Source organism: Succinimonas amylolytica DSM 2873 (assembly GCF_000378405.1).
Classification (GTDB): Bacteria; Pseudomonadota; Gammaproteobacteria; order Enterobacterales; family Succinivibrionaceae; genus Succinimonas; species Succinimonas amylolytica.
On record NZ_KB899636.1, the window covers coordinates 313033 to 331474 of the forward strand.

The following is an 18442-nucleotide window of genomic DNA, read 5'->3' on the forward strand; positions in this document are numbered from 1 at the left end:
TTGTTCAGGAGAGTGGTGAGAGCAGCGGTAAGGGTGGTCTTACCATGGTCAACGTGACCGATAGTGCCTACGTTAACGTGAGGCAGATTACGAACGTACTTTTCCTTTGCCATACTAGTTCCTCTAGGAAATGATAACTGCAGGCTAGCTGCCACAGTTCAAGACGATTGAAAATATCAATAAAATGGAGCGGGCAACGGGAATCGAACCCGTATCACAAGCTTGGAAGGCTTGGGTAAAAGCCATTATACGATGCCCGCACAGTTGGTGGAGGGGGATGGATTCGAACCATCGAAGCCATAGGCGACAGATTTACAGTCTGTTCCATTTGACCGCTCTGGAACCCCTCCAATGTCGGCGTAGCTCACATCATCATGCAAGCGGCGTAATTCTACATCACACGATTTAGTTATGCAAGTTTTTTTTCTTTCTTTTCAAAAAAAAGATTTTTCCTTTTAAAAACGCTCAATTAATGAACATCTGTCAATAACATTCCCAATCTTTTACAACGAACTTCCGTTTTATTGCTGTTTTACCAGATTTGCAGACTTTTCTACAACCGTCTTTTCTTTATTTTCTGTGCTTCAATCTTGAGTATTGGGATTCTTCAAATAAATAAGGCCCGGGATTTTCCCCCAGGCCTTAAGTCTTTAAATCATTTCAACGAGAGAAAGTTATTCCGGCTTGCCTGCCTTGTAACCAACTCCAACAGTCTTCTTTGCAGTAAGCACAATGGCAAGAGATACATTATCATAGGTCTTGTAAACCATTACCTGCCCTACAACATCATCTGGCAATCTATAATTCTTATCCGCGCCAAACCGCTTACCACGTGTGGAAAACTCGTAGTAATCGGTTTCTTCTGCAGCGTGACCAACGACACCTTTCCCAGATTTACTTACAGCAAAAACATCACCTACAGACACACCATCCTTATTACCCTTGCCAAGCACAACAGTATCATTGCGACCTGCAAAATTGTAATCCTGGTTTCCAAGGGCCAGTACGGTGGTTTCTACCTGTGCAGGTTTAGGAACAAAGTACAGATTGAAGCCTTCATCATTATTGAAAGGCAACACATAGTCGCCAGGCATAATCTCCTCAACATTCTTCACGAGAAGTGCCTTCGTGACAGTACCGTTACCATCTCCTGCAACAACAGCCCCTTTAAATATTGCCTGATACCCCAGTTTCCTGCCTGTTTCATCTTTGAGGAGCGGACCTTTGTGATAAACGGCATATTGAACCCCTTTCGCAAGCGCACCTCTGATGTATATATCACTAGTCTCGGCGATAAGCTTCTTGGCGTCATTCTCACCAAGAACATAAGGAATCTTCGCTCTTTCAAGGTCGTCGAAAGGCAGAACCTGATCATGTTTAAGGAATGTTTTGATGGCTTTTGCGTCAATAGTCGGAACAGGTTTTGTCTTCTGAGCTGAAACTGCTTTCTGAAGATACGGTTTTCCATCGATCCATACTAAAGTAAGAACATCACCCGGGTAAATCCAATGCGGGTCATTGATCTGCGGGTTAACATTCCAAATCTTGGGCCAATACCAGGGCTTTTTCAAAAACTTTCCTGAAATATCCCACAGAGTATCACCCTTCTGAACCACGTATTTTGTAGGGTGATTTTCCTGCATGTCCAAGGTGTCAGCCACAGATACTGTCGCAAAGAGCATAGCGGCAACAAAAATTCCTATCTTCTGTAAAATCATAAGGATCCCTGCTTGATTCCATCCAATCTTTTCATCATAAGTTACTGAACATCAGCAACTTATGTCAGTTTGTAATAAATATAAGCCATAGCGCACTTGCATGAAACCGCTCAATACTTCACACAGTCCGATTCGGCCCAGGTACAAATGACTATCCCACACTGAGTATAATAAAGAATAATTATTTTGGCCAAAAAACGCCCTATGCGTACTTGCCTTTTTAAATTATCGATCACAAATCACAGGTTTACGCACCAGTCAGAGGACAGATATTTACCATGAATACCAAAAAAAAATTTGATAATCAACGCACATTAAGTGCCACCGAACAGCTCATGCTATAATGAAGGCACTTTAATAAGGAACCTTTTATGGCAATACGTGATTTATTATATTTTCCTGACGAGCTACTTCACCAGGTAAGCACACCAGTCACACAGTTTGACGAAAGCCTAGCAGAACTTGTTTCCGACATGTTTGAGACCATGTATCATGATGAAGGTATAGGACTTGCCGCACCCCAGATTAACATCAGAAAACGGGTCGTTGTCATAGACATTGAGGGAGATAAGCTACCTGAACATCAGATTGTTCTCATCAATCCCGAATTTCTCTCCAAGGAAGGTACAGACAGCATCAATGAAGGATGCCTCTCTGTCCCCGGTTTGCGAGCTCACATTAACCGGGCCGAAAAAGTTTCTATAAAGGCTCAAAACCTAAAAGGGGATTTTTTTACCCTCGATGCATCCGGACTTCTGGCCATATGCATCCAGCATGAAATCGATCATCTCGACGGACATCTCTTTATAGATTACCTCTCCCCGATGAAAAGAAACCTATACAGAACCAAGGCCGCCAAACTTGCCAGGGAACGGAAGAGAGCCTTGAAGGAAGCACAGGAAACAAATCAATGAGAATCGTTTTTGCCGGGACTCCGGATTTTGCTGCTTACCATCTAAAAGCGCTCATAAACTGGGGAGCTGAAATTGCCGCAGTGTTCTCTCAGCCGGATCGCCCTTCTGGAAGAGGTCATGGAATCGAACCAACTCCCGTCAAAACGGTAGCAGAAAAGCACGGCATTCCAGTATATCAGCCAGAAAAGCTGAGAAACAATCCAGAAGCTCTTCAGAAAATCATGGAACTTTCTCCGGATCTTGTCATCGTAGTCGCCTATGGGCAGTTGATCCCTGACGAATTTCTCGCTACACCACGCATAGGCACAATAAATGTCCACGGTTCCCTATTGCCCAGATGGCGAGGGGCAGCTCCTATTCAAAGGGCTATCTGGAGCGGCGACCAAACTACCGGCATTACCATTATGAAAGTCAGTACAGAACTAGATGCTGGCGACATTCTTGTTTCCCGAGAAATTCCCATCGAAAAATCTGACACGTCTTCCAGTCTTTACCTGAAGCTGCAGAAGCTTGGGGCAGATACACTAATCCATGTACTTTCTGACATAGAAAGGTTCTATGAAAACTCGCATCCTCAAAACAGTTCGCTTGTTACATATGCCAAAAAGCTCACCAAAGAAGAGGGGCTACTTAATTTTGATGAATCTGCCGAGCAACTAGAACGGTACATCCGAGCATATCAACCATGGCCTGTGGCTTCAATATCTCTATCCGGTACAAAAATCAAGTTATTCAATGCGGAAGTAATCCGCACCAACAATTCTGATAGTGCCATTCCCGGAACCATATTATCCGCTACACGAAAGGGGTTGGATATTCAAACAGGCTCTGGAATACTGAGAATAACAGAACTGCAGCTTCCAGGAAAAAACAGAGTTGCTTTTTCTCAGCTCATCAACTCTAGACAACAGTTCTTTGCACCAGGACAAACCGTGGACTACAGGCATGAATAATTATAAAAATCCGCGCCGACTTGCCAGCGAATCAGTATTTCGTATTCTTTCCAACAAGGAGCAAATGACCACTGTCATAAACTATTCCGAAGAACATACCGAACCAGAGAATCGTAGTCTATACCGCGAACTTACTTATACAACTGTGAGATATTATGGCTGGATTCTGGGTGCCCTTAATATTCTCATATCAAAACCACTTCCAGACCGGGATATCCTGGCCCATTACATTCTGTCTGTTGGCATTTGTCAGCTTGCCTATACCAGAATCCCTCCTCACGCTGCACTCAATGAAACTGTTGAAACCATGAGAAAAGCTGGATATCCAAAATATGTAAATCTAACGAATGCCGTGATGCGCAATTTCATCAGACGCCAGAAAGATATTACAGAAAAACTCAACACATCATATGAATCACGTTATTCATTCCCGGAATGGCTTGTGTCACGGATAAAATCACATTATCACGAAAAAACTGCTGTTATTCTTGAAAACAGCAACAAGCACCCTCCAATGTGGATCAGACTTAACCCGACTAAATGCAAAATAGAAGATTACAAAACTCTGCTAGCCCTAAAAGGAATTGATTTCAAAAACTCAGATATCATTCCTGAAGCCTTTGAAATCATTAACCCTCTACCTGCGGATAAAATTCCTCTGTTCAAAACCGGAGCTGTTTTCATTCAGGATTTTGCATCCCAATATGCTGTAACACTCCTGCCTGTTAAAGCCGGAGATTGTGTTTTGGACTGTTGCGCCGCACCAGGCGGAAAATCCACACTTATTTTAGAAAAATTTCCTGACCTGAAATTATTAGTAGCATTGGATAACGATAAGAAAAGACTATCCAGAATTCAGGACAATCTGGAGCGTTTAAGACTTTCATGCAAAATAGTGTTCGGAGACGCATGCGCCAATCCCGAAAGCTGGTCTCCAGTTCCAGAATATGACGTTATTCTCCTAGATGCTCCGTGCTCTGCCACCGGGGTAATCAGAAGGCATCCTGACATAAGATGGATCCGAACTGAAGCCGAAATTCACAATATCATTGCCATTCAGAGGAAAATTATCAGGAATATCTGGAAGGTTCTGAAAACAGGAGGAACCCTTCTCTACACTACATGTTCCATTATTCCTGATGAAAACTCCGGTATTATCAGAGATTTTCTAAAAGAATACCCCGATGCGAAACTCTGGCCAGTATCTGAAAATGAATCCCCTGACAATCCTGGACTGCAAAGGCTGCCGGGCGATTATGGCGGTGACGGATTCTTTTATGCAAGAATAAAAAAGCTTCCAAAAAAGGAATAGAACATGAATATCATTATTCTCGGAGCCGGAGTTATTGGAACAGGATTGGCGGAGTACCTAATTAATGAAAATAATGATATTACCCTTGTTGATACCAACATGGAAAAGCTTACCGCCATACAAAACCGCTATGATATCAAGGTTGTAAACGGATTTGCCTCATACCCGGCAACTCTTAGAGAAGCTGATGCTGCTAACGCTGAACTGGTGGTAGCAGTAACCAATTCAGATGAAACGAATATGCTTGCCTGCCAGTTCTGCTATTCAATGTTTCATGTCCCTCAGAAAATTGCCAGAATTCAGAACAATGAATACCTGTCCGAAAAAGCAACCCTTTTCAATGATGCCGCAATCCCAATTGACAGCATTATTGCTCCTGAACAGCTTATTACTAATGAAATCGTAAGTCTTGTGGAATACCCCGGAGCAAACGAAATTTCGGAGTTTTCCAAAGGACGTCTAGGGATGGTCGGAGTAACAGCTTACTACGGAGGTCCCATGATCGGACACCCTGTCAAAAAGCTTCATCAGTTTCTTGATAACATTCCGGTCAAGGTTATTGCAATTTACAGACAGGATCATGCAATTCCAACCAGCGAAAATACAGTTGTTGAAGCCGGAGACGAAATATATTTCGTTGCTGCAAAGGGATATGTACGTGCAGTAATCTCAAAGTTCCAGAAGCTGGAATCCCCCTTCAGAAGAATAATGATCATCGGAGGAAACAGCATTGGTCAGGAACTGGCAAAAGAACTATCAAAACGCTACAGCGTGAAAATTGTCGAAACGGATCCCATTAAAGCTCAAGAACTGTCAAAACAGTTTGCCAAGTCAAGCGTAGCCATTTTTAACAGTGCCCCTTCAAATTCCGATTTCCTAGCCGAAGAGCATATAGACAAAATGGATCTCGTAATATCTGTTACAGAGAAAGACGAAACCAATATTATGTCCGCAATGCTGGCAAAAAAACTCGGAGCCCGACGGTCAATCGTTCTGATCTCAAAATTTGCCTACATCAGTCTTATCAAGAAGGAGACTATTGACATCATTATCTCTCCAAGAGAAGCAACTATTTCCGCTCTTCTAACCAATATCCGCCACAATGGTGTCGGTACTGTTCATACCTTCAGAAGAGGAGAATCCGAGGGACTTGAAATACGTCTTGTTGGAGATATTAAGCACAGTGCTGTTATCGGACGAAAAATCAATGAAATAGCCTTCCCTCCAGGAATTATTGTCGCCGCAATTTCCCGAGACGACGAAATTTTTATGGCACAGGGGGATTTTGTTCTAAGAAACAACGACAATGTAATCTTCTATATCCAGGACAAGAAAAATATCAGAGAACTCCTGAAGCTTACTACACCAAAAGCAACATTCTTTAACAGGCATCCGGAACTTCAAAAATGATTATTAATTTTCAAGGGATAGCAAACCTTTTGGGCAGTGTACTGATATTTCTTGCCATAGCCATGGTTGTTCCGACGATGTACGCTTTCATTACTGTCACCAAAGGATCGGCAGAATTTCTGTTTGTGGCCGCAGTAATGATTGTAACAGGGCTGGCTATTCGGAGGATTACCCGTTCAAAATCATTGCGGATGACATTGAAAGATATGTTTTTCTTCACTTCTTCAGTTTGGACCACAATGATTCTAACAGCAGCATTGCCGTTCAAATTTACCATGGGCATAGATTACGTAACAGCCTGTTTTGAAGCGACCTCAGCAGTATCCACCACCGGCATAACAGTGCTTCATGATATTGACAATCTGCCCCCGTCTATACTGCTTTGGCGCTCCATACTGCAATATTTCGGAGGAATTGGCTTCATCGCAATGGCTATAGCGGTACTGCCAAATCTTAACAACCTTGGAGGGATGAAGCTTTTCAAAACCGAAAGCTCCGAGCAGGGATCCGAAAAGGTGTCCCCAAAATCCAAGACTATTGCTCTGGGGATACTAATTCTTTACATTACAATTACCATCATAACATTTTTGGCTTACTGGATTCTGGGCATGAACACCTTTGATGCTTTCAACCATGCACTAACCTCAGTTGCCACCGGAGGCATGAGCACACACGCAGCCTCCATGGATTATTTTTCTGCTGAAATACAGTGGTTTGCCGTAGGTGTAATGTTTATCTGCTCATTACCATTTCCTCTCCTAATTCTTTCCATTAAAAATGATATTCGCCAGATTTTCCGTGATTCCCAAGTTAAAGGTTTCTGCCGCATCATTATTATTTCCATAATATTGGTAATGGCGAGTTTGATAGTTCAGGAGAACATGCCGTTCATGGAAGCGCTAAGATTCTCCGTATTTAACGTAGTGGACGTCCTGTCTTCAACTGGTTACTCAATGGGAGACTTCAGCAACATAAATCCTTTTATAACGTTACTGTTCTTTGTAATACTGCCAATTGGTGGCTGCTCTGGATCTACAAGCGGAGGGCTGAAAATATTCCGGTTTCAAATTCTACTGAATCTGTTTCGAAAACAGATAAACCAGCTACAGCATCCATCTGCCATTTTTCCGCAGCAATATAACGGACAGAATATCAATGAAACGATAATGCGCTCCATCGCCGCTTTTTTCTTTGCCTATGCCTGTTGCCTGATATTAAGTTCGCTAATTCTCAGTCTGACAGGAACCGAGATGCTTGATGCTCTAACGCTCTCTTTTAATTGTCTGTCAAACATAGGCGTTGGTGTTGGTGAACATTTCGGACCTCAGGGAGATTTTACTCTGCTTACCTCTTTTCAGAAAATCATTCTTATTTTTGATATGGTAATGGGGAGACTGGAGGTTCTTACAATAATTTTGTGTTTCCTGCCATCTTTTTGGAGAGTGTGAATCAGTTATACAAACAGGGGGCTACGTCATTATTCACGGTATTCTGTGTTTCATTTGTAATAAAATTGCGGAATTTTTTCAAAGCCTTAGTTTGCGCAATATCAAGTTGCGGTTTTGTTAAAAGAACAACCATTTCCTTACGCAAAAGGGACGCATACATATTTGCCCTTTTTGACACCGAAGCTAGAATTATCCACATGTAGGCATCAATATAGCTTTGAGTGACTCCGCATCCGTCGCGATAAAGCAATGCCAGCTGGTATTGAGCTTCAGCACTACCATGCTCTGCAGCTATGTATAGCAGATCATATGCAGCAATGGGATTTTTTTCACACCCCTGACCGTTAAGATACATAAGTCCTAGCAAGGTTGTTGCTTCAGAATGATTCTGTTCTGACGCAGCTTTCAGGTAAACCAGAGATTTCTGATGGTTTACAGGTATCTGAAACATTCCGTCACGATAAGCTTTCCCCAAATAATACAGAGCATCTTTGTGATTAAGATTTGCAGCCTTATGCATCAGGCGCATCCCTTCCCCGGGATCATATACCACACCTCTGCCAGAAAGGTACATTTTAGCAAGTTCATAGCAACATCCGGCATGATCTCTGGAAGCTCCCTGTCTGAGCCAGTTTTGTGCCGCAGCATAATCTCTTCCCTGATCTCCATTATCCTTCATATAAATATTTGCAATGTACAAAAAGGCATCATCAATTCCGGCATTGGCAAGAAGGCGGTAATACCTGACGGCCTCATCATCATTTTTCATGACCCCGACGCCGTTTTCACACATTTCTCCAAGAAGACGGTACGAAGGAAGAAAACCCTGCTCGGAAGCCCTAAGGAAAAAAGAAAAGGCTTCCTTATAATTGACAGCAGTTCCATAACCTCTTAAATAGCAAATTCCCGTCATATGCAGAGCTCTGTCAACATTCTTTTCTGCACTCTCAAGAAATAGGTTCATTGCTTTTTGATAACTCTTCTGAACGCCGTTTCCAGTAAAATAAATCAAACCTAGTTCATAGAGGGCATATCTATACTTATTCTCTGCACACTTCTCCAGAATCTCCAAAGCCTTATTAGGATCTTTTGGAACTCCTATTCCTCTTTGATACAGCAAAAAAAGGCCAAAATCCCCCTCTGGTCTTCCGTTTTTACTAAGTTTCTCAAACAAATCCTTTAAAAGGGCATCATCCGGAAAAGAAATATTAGAATTGTTATCCAGCATGATTTTGCCATAAGTTTCAACTGCCGGAATATACTCAAGCATTGCTGCCTGATAAATATAACTCTTAGCTTTTGTCAGGGATTTTTCCACCCCCCAGCCATTTAGAAATGATATTCCCATTTCATAGCGAGCAGGGACAACATCATGTTCAACCGCAATCTGAAGATATTTGTTTGCTGTCTCGTCGCTTCTGGAAATCTGATGTCCATACCTGTATAGCAGAGCTATGCGATACGCTGCTTTCCAGCACCCTTTACTCAAAGCTTTCTGATACCAGTTCACAACGGTCTGCTCTTCAACACTTTGCTGATGACAGGTTTCATACATCTCTGCAAGACGATACTGGGCCTGCGCATTTCCCATTTCAGCAGCCCGGAAACACCACTTCTCTGCCTCACGAAAATTCCTGTTGGTACCTATCCCTTTCTCATAAAAACCTGAAAGCTCAAGAGCTGCCTCAGCATGCCCTCCCAAGGCGGCTCGTTTAATATATTCCAGTGCCTGACCAAATTCTGAATGGCGAAATTTGCCATTCTGATTACCGATACTCCAGCATTTTTTATGCTCAGTACGGTCTTTGGAGCTATCATCATTTAAAAGAGGCAGATCCCTAACCTCCCGATACAGCAGAATACCCAGATTATATTCGGCATCATGATTTCCAACATCTGCCGCCTGACTGAGAAACGATTTAACAGAATCAAGGCACTGGTTCTTTCGGTGATTAAGAAATAACCGGGCTAGTTCCCACGAAGCATCCGCATTACCAATTTCTGCAGCCTTGTTAAAATAAAAAGCCGCTTTATCAGGCATGGGAAGCACACTACCGCCGTCATTGTACATCTGAGCCAGACGGAAAACCGCCTCCGGTAATCCTCTCTGAGCCAAAACCTCCATGATTCTTCGCCCTTCATCATTTTTAGGATCCTCAAGGCAGTACTCTGCAAAGCAATAGCCAGCCTCATCACTACCAGAATCCCACGCCCTCCTCAGGAGAGATACCCCTTTTTGAAAAATCCGAGGATTCTTTTCGTTTTCCAAATAATACTTACCAAGAAGACAGGCTGCCCCCGTATTATCATTAGAAATGTTAAGAAGAAGATCTTCTGCTTTATCAGGCGCATAACAGCTCCCATTGGCATCAAAAAGCACCCGAGCTTCCCCCAGAACCCCATCTGACAAACCAGCAGCCCCTGCTCTACGGTACCACTCCAGTGCCCTAGCTTCATCCTTTGAAACAACCTTTCCTTCAATGTAAACATTGCCAAGAATCAATGCCGCTTCTGGTATTTCTGTAGCAATTGTTTCCAAAAGACGAACCCCTCTGATTCGCTGCTCTCTTTCGGAACAGCGAATCAGATAGCTACCCAGCAAAAAAATATCATTCGATGCCCCTTTTTTAGCTTTGGATTCCAAAATATCAGGATCCGGAATCTCCGACAAATCTCGGTTCGGTATCGTCCACCAAAAATGAATGTTTTTTGTAGTAAGGTGTCTTAGCTTATATTCTGCAGGAAGATACCCAAGATCTGCACTTTTTATTAACAAAGTCTTGGCTGAAGAATCAATGCTTACACCGTTCTGGTTGTCTGCAACAAGATTTCCCAAATAAAACAGTGCTTCCGGATCATCACTGTATTCGAACGGTTGTAACAGAAAAAAAGCATCATCATAATGTCCGGCCCTGTAAGCGACTTTTGCATGACTAAGAGCTGTTTCCAGAAAACTGTCATTAACGTCCATTAAAATCAGCCCCCTATCAGCAGCTCACGTGCCATAATTCCCGTACCATCCTCAATAATAGTAGAAAAATCTCCAGTAAAAGCAAAACTTCTATACATTTTTACAAATATGTGATCCCCAAAAACAGAAAAGGGAGATCATTCTCCCTTTTTCTGAACCAATGCCTTCCTTAAATAGCAAACTAACTATCTAAGTGACATTCCAGCTTCAGCAAGTCTTTTCTTTTCCCTGATGTTTCTGTACATCCAATAAATAAAAGTACATACAGAAACAATAAATACAATAATGGTAGCAAGGGCGTTAATTTCTGGATTCAGACCACGTCTTACACTGGAAAACACTACCATCGGAAGAGTTGAAGAACTCGGACCGGAAACAAAAGACGTGATAACCAGATCATCCATTGAGAGAGTAAAAGCCAAAAGCCATCCTGAAATAATTGCCGGAAAAATTGATGGCAGTGTTATAAACATAAATGTCTTTACAGGCCCTGCCCCCAAATCCTGTGCCGCCTCTTCTATGGAATAATCCAGTTCCTTTAGTCTGGAACGAACCACAACGGTAACATAGGCTGACGTAAGTGTTACCATCGACATCCATATAGTCAGCATCCCCTTCTCAGGCCAGCCGAAAAGATCAGCCATCGTCACAAACAGCAACAGCAGTGAAAGACCGATAATCACATCAGGAAGAACCATTGGGGCCGTAATAAAAAGAGCAAAAAGAGAATCACCCCGGAATTTGGTAATTCGTGCCAGCCCTATAGCGGCAAGAGTCCCAATAATCACTGCAGTACAAGCACTGAAAAAAGCGACTGTAAGAGACACAGTTACCGCATCAATCATCTGCTGATCATTAAACAACTCAAAATACCACTTAACAGAAAAACCTCCCCATACCGTCATCATTTTTGAGGCATTGAATGAATAAATAATAAGGCTGATGATCGGAGCATACAAAAACGAAAATCCCATAAACAAAACCGCAAATCTGAATCTGTTGCTCCAGGAGCCTTTCCTGGCCATTTCTTCACTCATACTACTTCACCCCACCGACAATTTCACGCCGTTGTATCTTGTAAAACCACATTATCGGGATCATCAGAAGAATAAGCATCACCGTGGCAACGGCGGCAGCCAACGGCCAGTCACGGTTATTGAAAAATTCCTGCCACAAAACACGCCCGATTAAATTTGAATCCTTCCCGCCAAGTAATTCCGGAATAACGTACTCACCAACAGCAGGGATAAAAACCAACATCGATCCGGCAATAATTCCACTATATGTCTGCGGAAGCAAAAGTTTGAAAAAGCTTTTTACAGGTCGGCACCCCAAGTCGGAACCTGCCTCAATCAAGGTGTAATCTACCTTCGTAAAGGCCGTATAAAGAGGCAGAATCATAAAAGGAAGATAGGCGTAAACTATACCGACGTAGACGGCAAAATCGGTTTGAAGCATCTGAATTGGTTCATCAATAACTCCTATATACATTAAAAAATTATTAATCAAACCTTCCTTCTTCAGTATTCCAATCCATGCATAAACCCTTATGAGAAATGATGTCCAGCTCGGCAGAATAACAAACATCAGAAGCGCATTTCTAGCTGCCGGCTTCGAGGTAGCTATAGCCCATGCTATTGGAAAACCCAGCAGAATACAGTAAACTGTTGAAAAAAACGCCACCTTCAATGACTTCAGATATGCAAGAACATAAGAATTATCTTCCCACAGGGAGATATAATTGTACAAATTTAAGGTTATTGTCAGCTTGTCATCATCATAGGAAAATAAAGGAGCGTATGGCGGTATGCTGATAGCCGCTTCAGAAAAGCTGATCTTTAAAATTATCAAAAAAGGAATACAGAAAAAAACTGTCATCCAAAGATATGGAACAGACACCACGGCATATTTTCGCCATCCCTTTATCGGCTGAGGATTTCCCCGAAATTTTTTAAACAGACTTTTTCTTTTGCTGATGGCCTTTCTAAGATGCATGTTAGGCATGATAACTCCTAAAAAGTCAGCGTTACACAGGATTCAGAATCCCAACTGAGATAAACCTGATCATCCCATGTCGGAAGACCAATGTTAAACCTGTCTGCATTGGGCAACGTAGTGATTACAATTTTACCGCTGGGAATACGGACATAATAAATTGAAACATCTCCCATATAGGCAATATTCTCCACAATACCGCTTGTATAGTTATTCACCATCTTCTGACCTTTATCATCCAGCGGAAAGGATCTTTCAATGTAAATCTTTTCAGGTCTTATTGCCACAGTTACATCCATACCGTCAGCGAGATCGACATCGATGTCCAAATGAATATCCTGTTCAAGATCCTTACTCCTGATCACCGAACCGCTTCTGTCTGAAGTTATAAGACGACTCTCGAACATGTTGACTGAACCGATAAACTCCGCAGCAAAACAACAATTAGGATTCTCATAAACCTTTCTCGGCTCATCAACCTGAATAAGTTCACCTCTGTTCATTATGGCTATTCTTTCGGCCATGGTCATAGCCTCCTCCTGATCGTGAGTAACCATAACACAAGTAACGCCCACACTTTCAATAATATTAACTAGTTCAAGACGCATCTGCTCTCTCAGCTTTTTATCAAGAGCTCCCATTGGTTCATCGAGAAGAAGCAACCGCGGCTGCTTGGCCAAAGATCTAGCAAGAGCCACCCGCTGCTTCTGTCCTCCAGAAAGCTGATGAGGCTTGCGTTCCCGATATTCCTCCATATGAACGAGCTTCAACATCTTTTCCACCCGAGCTTCAATTTCTTCCCGAGGGAGTCTTTTTCCAAAATCAAATAAATTTTTTTTCACACCATTTTTATAAATACGATCCTGCTTTAAACCAAATGCAATGTTCTGTGCCACCGTCATTTGCGGAAACAGAGCATAGGACTGAAACATCATATTTACTGGTCTCTTATAAGGCGGTAATACTGACATGTCCTTGCCATCAAGAATAATTGAACCGCTGGTTGGCTGTTCAAAACCTGCTAACATTCTCAGCAAAGTGGATTTGCCGCAACCGGATGAACCCAAGAGAGCAAATATTTCTCCCTCGTAAATTGTCAGATCTACATTGTTGACTGCTGCAACCTCACCATACCTCTTCACTAGATTTCTGATTTCCAGTAGTGGCCGTCTGACTTTTTTAACAGGCTGTTTGGATACCTGATCCGTTGTAAGATTATCGCAGGTAACGGGACCAGCTTTGTCAATTTGCTTATCACTTGGCTTGATGATATTTTCAGACACTTGGACATTCTCCAGTCAAATTTAAAATTCAAAAGCTACCAGATCCGGATGGCACACAGAAAAAAATTAGCTCTTCCTGTTGCTTCTTTCCGATTCCAGCTTGTATGTATTGCTGTATGCAACGTAGAGGGAAAATATGTTGCGAACATATTTAACAGTTTCATTCGTACCATGAGCCATAGCAATTATTTCAACATTGTTAAACCATTCATTGGGATTAAGGCCTTGCTTTTCTGCTTCATTCCGGTATCTCAGAATTCTTCCTGGTCCGCAATTATAGGATGCCATTGCGAATAAAATTCGTTCTCTGACCGGTATATCAGTGGCATTAAAGTAATTATCAATAATGTACCTCAAATATTTGGTACCCGCATGAACGTTGTTATCAACTTCATGAACACTGTTCACATTGACATACCATTCCTGGGCAGTACTGGGGAGAACCTGCATTATGCCTACTGCTCCACGAGGAGAACGAGCTGCCTGATTTAATGTTGACTCCTGATAAGCCTGTGCCATGATGAGAATCCAGTTAATATCAAACTTATCACCATATTTCTTAAAAACACGGGAATACTTCATAAAATCACTAGATTTGATACCCAGCCAATCCCCTTTCTTTCGAGAATAAAGAGACTGATATGCCGGTTTTGTTCTCATGTAACGGTCGTAGATCGCTTTCCCTTTGTCGGTACCGTCGCGGTAAGAACGCAAAAAAAGATTCAATTCCCGATACAGCTCCGTGGAATCATGTCTGATAGCCCAGACCATAGTTCCATCCTCCTTGAGAGGAACTCCATCACAGAATACCACTCTAGAGAACAATTCTTTCCACAACGGGAGTTTATAATCACTAACAATTGTAGCCTGAATTTCCCCGGTGTTAACCATGTCAACTAAATCAGCATCAGTAAGATATTCATCTGCAAATGATACACGGATTTCTGGAAGATTCATCGTCCTTAAATACACATTAGCTGTTTTTATGCTTTCATAGTACGAAGAACTTTTGCGTATTGTAATATTCAGGTTTGCAAAATCTCTGAGCGCTGTTATCTCCCGATCTCCCTTCCTGATAGCAAGAACTTCCCTAATGCCAAGCTTTTCAGGAATAGTGAAATCAACATATCTTTTAAAATCGCGTGTCGGTGAAATACCGGTTGCAATGTCACCATAACCATCAGCTATCATTTTTACCATCTGATCTGGCCTTACCGGAATAAAATATACCTTCAGCCCCCGATATTCAGGATGTCTTTCTTCAACAAATCTTTTAAACTGTTTCATCAAGGCAACATACAAACCATCCTGATAGCCCTTATTCATAAAAAAACTTATGTTATCGTATGAAACAAGTACTCTAATAGTGCGATCCTTCAAAAGTACAGGAAGATCCCCATGAAGAGGCATGATAGCGACACTCTGCCCCGTACTGACATTTTCAGATCGCGCTTCCGGGACACAGACAAACGGCACCAATAATAACAGGATCATAACAAAAACTAAGTTAATTACCCTCATATCTGCCCTCCTTCCGGTATCTGAAATTGCAAAACGCGCTGACGAAACACTTTGATACCAAATGTAATCGTCGATAATGAGCTAAGTATGTTCAAAATACAACGATTTATCCACGACCTAAATTGTGAATATTATTCTCGTAGCGATAGCTGCAAGATTACCACATGCAATATTTCAAAATTTGAACACATCTCCAATTTAAAACCTGAAAAACAACGATAACTGTGATACGACCATCAGGAAACAACTTACCACCTCGGATAATCAGCTATAAATAGCCATATACCCAGTTTATATTGCACCAAAAACATGCGTTTATGATTATGTTTGAGACAGATGCCTTTTTTTAGTGCAAAATAAACAAATTTTTACCGGGCATGGAAATTGCTATAATGGGAGACGTATTACGTTAAGGAGAACTTGCGATATGAGCAAATTGATAAAACCGGAACATTACGAACCTTTACTGACTCCTAAACAGACAGAACAAGGCATCAAATTAATAAAAGACTTCTTCCAAATAAACCTGTCTACAGAACTTAAGCTTCGCCGGGTAACAGCCCCTCTTTTTGTGTTAAAAGGGTTGGGGATAAACGACGATCTCAACGGCGTAGAACGAGCCGTCAGTTTTCCTATAAAAGATATGGGGGAGGCAAAAGCAGAAGTTGTACATTCTCTTGCAAAGTGGAAAAGATTATCACTTGCAGAATATAATATCGAACCTAATCATGGCTTATATACAGACATGAACGCCATTAGGGCAGATGAGGAACTCGATAATCTTCATTCTCTGTATGTTGACCAATGGGACTGGGAAGCTGTAATTACTCCAGAACAGCGTACTGCTGATTTTCTTCAAAATACCGTAAAGCGTATCTATTCAGCCATTTTAAGAACAGAATATCTTACTTGCGAAGCTTATCCACAAATAAAACCGTTCTTACCGTCAGAAATCACATTTATCCACAGCGAAGATCTCCTTAAAATGTATCCTGATAAAACCCCAAAGGAACGGGAGGATGCCATTTGTAAAAAATATGGTGCTGTATTCCTGATGGGAATCGGGGCAAGGCTGTCAAATGGAGAAAAGCACGATGGAAGAGCGCCGGATTATGACGACTGGAGTACAGAATCTGAACCAGGCAAACCGGGATTAAATGGTGATATTTTAATTTGGTATCCTGTTCTAAACAGATCATTTGAACTATCGTCCATGGGAATCAGGGTAGATCCGAAAGCGCTACTTAAACAGCTGGAAATAGAACACCAAGAAGACCGCAAAGAGCTCTTCTTCCACAAAAAGCTTCTTAACAATGAACTTCCTCTGAGTATTGGCGGAGGTATCGGACAAAGCCGCCTGTGCATGGTTCTGCTGCACAAGGGGCATATCGGAGAAATTCAGGCAAGCATCTGGCCTGATGATATGAGGAAAGAATGCGAATCGTGGGGAATGCCCTTAATTTAGACCTCCGATTCACATCACACTACGATGCCATCAAAAACATCCTGGGAGAGATTCTTAGATATATAATCCCTCCCTTTTTTGCAATCTACTAAACAAGACCTGTTCTCATCTGAAATATCATTTTCTCAGCTGTACAAGAAAATTTTAATGTCACCTTACGTAACAGCATCTCCCCATTAATGGTATCGGTATGCTGTATTTGAACTTCCTTTGAAACATTACGGGCGACAGCATCAAATCTTTCAGAATCCTCCTTCACCTTCGCCGGTTCACCCTGCAGTTCATATTCATATACATCATCACCTTCCGTTATGATAGTACCAATTTCGGCGCTGCAACCACAGGCGTCACAACAATCATTGATTACACAGTCAGTTTTATTATCATCATCCATACCAACAAACTCTCCATTTTTTGTGCACAAAGATAAACAATAAGATCGTACCATTAAAAAAGCCTCCAAAAGGAGGCCTCTATTAACATTTTGAGCAAATCACGCAACTAACACATCATTATGCTCTGATACCATCAGCTTCTTTATCTTTGTCAGTGCGGCTTTCTCCAACTGACGAACTCTCTCAATGGAAACACCAAATTCTTCAGCCAAATCCTGAAGTGTAGCTTTATTATCGTCAAGCCACCGAGCTTTTATTATACGGTAGGATCTTTCATCCAAAGCCCCAAGAACCTTATTCAACGAATAAGCCATGTGCTTCTCACTGTCGGTTCTCTCCAGATTGCCGGCAATGTCAGATCCCTTATCTACAAGGAAATTTGCCGGAACTTGAGGCGAGTTACTATCATCGTCATCTTCCAACAAACCATCATAGGCAACATCCTGTGCTGTGAGACGTGTCTCCATTTCGGTAACATCCCTAGGAGAAACCCCAAGGTTGTCGGCAACCTTCTCTGCTTCCTTATCGTTAAACCAAGCAATATTCTTTTTTGCTTGTCTCAGTTTGAAAAAAAGCTTTCTTTGTGCTTTAGTCGTAGCAACCTTGACAAGTCTCCAATTTTTTATCACATAGTCGTTAATTTCTGCCTTTATCCAATGTACAGCAAAAGCCGCCAGACGAACTCCCTGAGATAGATCGAACCGCTTTACAGCCTTCATGAGTCCTACAGTACCTTCCTGGATAAGATCTGCCAAAGGCAACCCGTATCCCATGTACCCTCTTGCAATGCTAACAACAAAACGCAGATGAGAAAGAACCAGCTTACGTGCAGCCTCAAGATTGTTATCATTCCTCAGCTTAGACTCCAGCTCATACTCCTCCTTTTCAGTAAGGAGCGGAATACTGTTTATTGCCCGGATATATCCATCAAGATTATCACTGGGAACCATCATCATGTTAGTAGTATTCAATGCCATAATCTTTACTTCACTTTCAGCAGTGACTCTGTTTATCGTCACCAATATACATTCCGTCAACCCAGTACATATAATAAAGC

The 18442-nt window shown here is 41.9% G+C and carries 15 protein-coding genes and 2 tRNA genes; 6 read left to right on the top strand and 11 right to left on the bottom strand.

Annotation, left to right across the window (positions count from 1 at the left end):
- From F557_RS21655 to F557_RS0101475, 4 genes are all read right to left on the bottom strand, one after another.
- The coding region (locus F557_RS21655) for a GTP-binding protein (protein ID WP_211209527.1) at positions 1-113 on the bottom strand (113 nt) is incomplete at its 3' end.
- A gap of 72 nt (positions 114-185) precedes the next feature.
- Positions 186-260: transfer RNA gene (locus F557_RS0101465), tRNA-Gly, on the bottom strand.
- Positions 261-265: 5 nt separating this feature from the next.
- A tRNA-Tyr gene (locus F557_RS0101470) sits at positions 266-350 on the bottom strand.
- A gap of 324 nt (positions 351-674) precedes the next feature.
- Complete coding sequence (locus F557_RS0101475; RefSeq protein ID WP_019000494.1) at positions 675-1718, bottom strand: LysM peptidoglycan-binding domain-containing protein; 1044 nt, start codon at positions 1716-1718, stop codon at positions 675-677.
- 371 nt (positions 1719-2089) lie between these two features.
- On the opposite strand from F557_RS0101475, the gene def reads away from it, so the two are divergent.
- The 5 genes from def to F557_RS0101500 are packed head-to-tail and all read left to right on the top strand — an operon-like array spanning position 2090 to position 7755.
- Entirely contained in the window at positions 2090-2632 is a 543-nt protein-coding gene (def, locus tag F557_RS0101480) for a peptide deformylase (protein ID WP_019000495.1), read from the top strand.
- On the top strand, positions 2629-3585 hold the full coding sequence (fmt, locus tag F557_RS0101485; RefSeq protein WP_019000496.1) for a methionyl-tRNA formyltransferase: 957 nt from the start codon (positions 2629-2631) through the stop codon (positions 3583-3585). The genes def and fmt overlap by 4 nt, the downstream gene beginning before the upstream one ends.
- Entirely contained in the window at positions 3578-4897 is a 1320-nt protein-coding gene (gene rsmB, locus F557_RS0101490) for a 16S rRNA (cytosine(967)-C(5))-methyltransferase RsmB (RefSeq protein WP_019000497.1), read from the top strand. Before fmt ends, rsmB begins: the two co-directional genes overlap by 8 nt.
- A 3-nt stretch (positions 4898-4900) precedes the next feature.
- Positions 4901-6307 (top strand): Trk system potassium transporter TrkA, encoded by a 1407-nt coding sequence (gene trkA, locus F557_RS0101495; RefSeq protein ID WP_019000498.1) that lies wholly within the window; start codon positions 4901-4903, stop codon positions 6305-6307.
- Complete coding sequence (locus F557_RS0101500; protein ID WP_019000499.1) at positions 6304-7755, top strand: TrkH family potassium uptake protein; 1452 nt, start codon at positions 6304-6306, stop codon at positions 7753-7755. Before trkA ends, F557_RS0101500 begins: the two co-directional genes overlap by 4 nt.
- A gap of 1 nt (position 7756) precedes the next feature.
- Here F557_RS0101500 and F557_RS0101505 read toward each other — a convergent pair whose 3' ends face one another.
- The 5 genes from F557_RS0101505 to F557_RS0101525 form a co-directional block, all read right to left on the bottom strand.
- Positions 7757-10726, bottom strand: a complete 2970-nt coding sequence (locus F557_RS0101505) for a tetratricopeptide repeat protein (protein WP_019000500.1) — start codon at positions 10724-10726, stop codon at positions 7757-7759.
- 185 nt (positions 10727-10911) lie between these two features.
- Positions 10912-11763, bottom strand: coding sequence for an ABC transporter permease subunit (locus tag F557_RS0101510; protein WP_019000501.1), 852 nt, complete (start codon positions 11761-11763; stop codon positions 10912-10914).
- Between the two features lies 1 nt (position 11764).
- Positions 11765-12730, bottom strand: coding sequence for an ABC transporter permease subunit (locus F557_RS0101515; RefSeq protein ID WP_019000502.1), 966 nt, complete (start codon positions 12728-12730; stop codon positions 11765-11767).
- An 8-nt stretch (positions 12731-12738) separates the two neighbouring features.
- Positions 12739-14004 (bottom strand): polyamine ABC transporter ATP-binding protein, encoded by a 1266-nt coding sequence (potA, locus tag F557_RS0101520; RefSeq protein WP_019000503.1) that lies wholly within the window; start codon positions 14002-14004, stop codon positions 12739-12741.
- A gap of 66 nt (positions 14005-14070) precedes the next feature.
- On the bottom strand, positions 14071-15525 hold the full coding sequence (locus F557_RS0101525) for an MltF family protein (RefSeq protein ID WP_084761348.1): 1455 nt from the start codon (positions 15523-15525) through the stop codon (positions 14071-14073).
- A gap of 427 nt (positions 15526-15952) precedes the next feature.
- Here F557_RS0101525 and asnA point away from each other — a divergent pair, with 427 nt between their 5' ends.
- Positions 15953-16990 (top strand): aspartate--ammonia ligase, encoded by a 1038-nt coding sequence (gene asnA, locus F557_RS0101535; RefSeq protein ID WP_019000506.1) that lies wholly within the window; start codon positions 15953-15955, stop codon positions 16988-16990.
- An 88-nt stretch (positions 16991-17078) separates the two neighbouring features.
- Here asnA and F557_RS0101540 read toward each other — a convergent pair whose 3' ends face one another.
- Together F557_RS0101540 and rpoH are read right to left on the bottom strand one after the other, a co-directional pair.
- On the bottom strand, positions 17079-17384 hold the full coding sequence (locus tag F557_RS0101540; protein ID WP_019000507.1) for a DUF406 family protein: 306 nt from the start codon (positions 17382-17384) through the stop codon (positions 17079-17081).
- Between the two features lie 99 nt (positions 17385-17483).
- On the bottom strand, positions 17484-18362 hold the full coding sequence (rpoH, locus tag F557_RS0101545) for an RNA polymerase sigma factor RpoH (RefSeq protein WP_026297681.1): 879 nt from the start codon (positions 18360-18362) through the stop codon (positions 17484-17486).
- Positions 18363-18442: the final 80 nt, after the last annotated feature.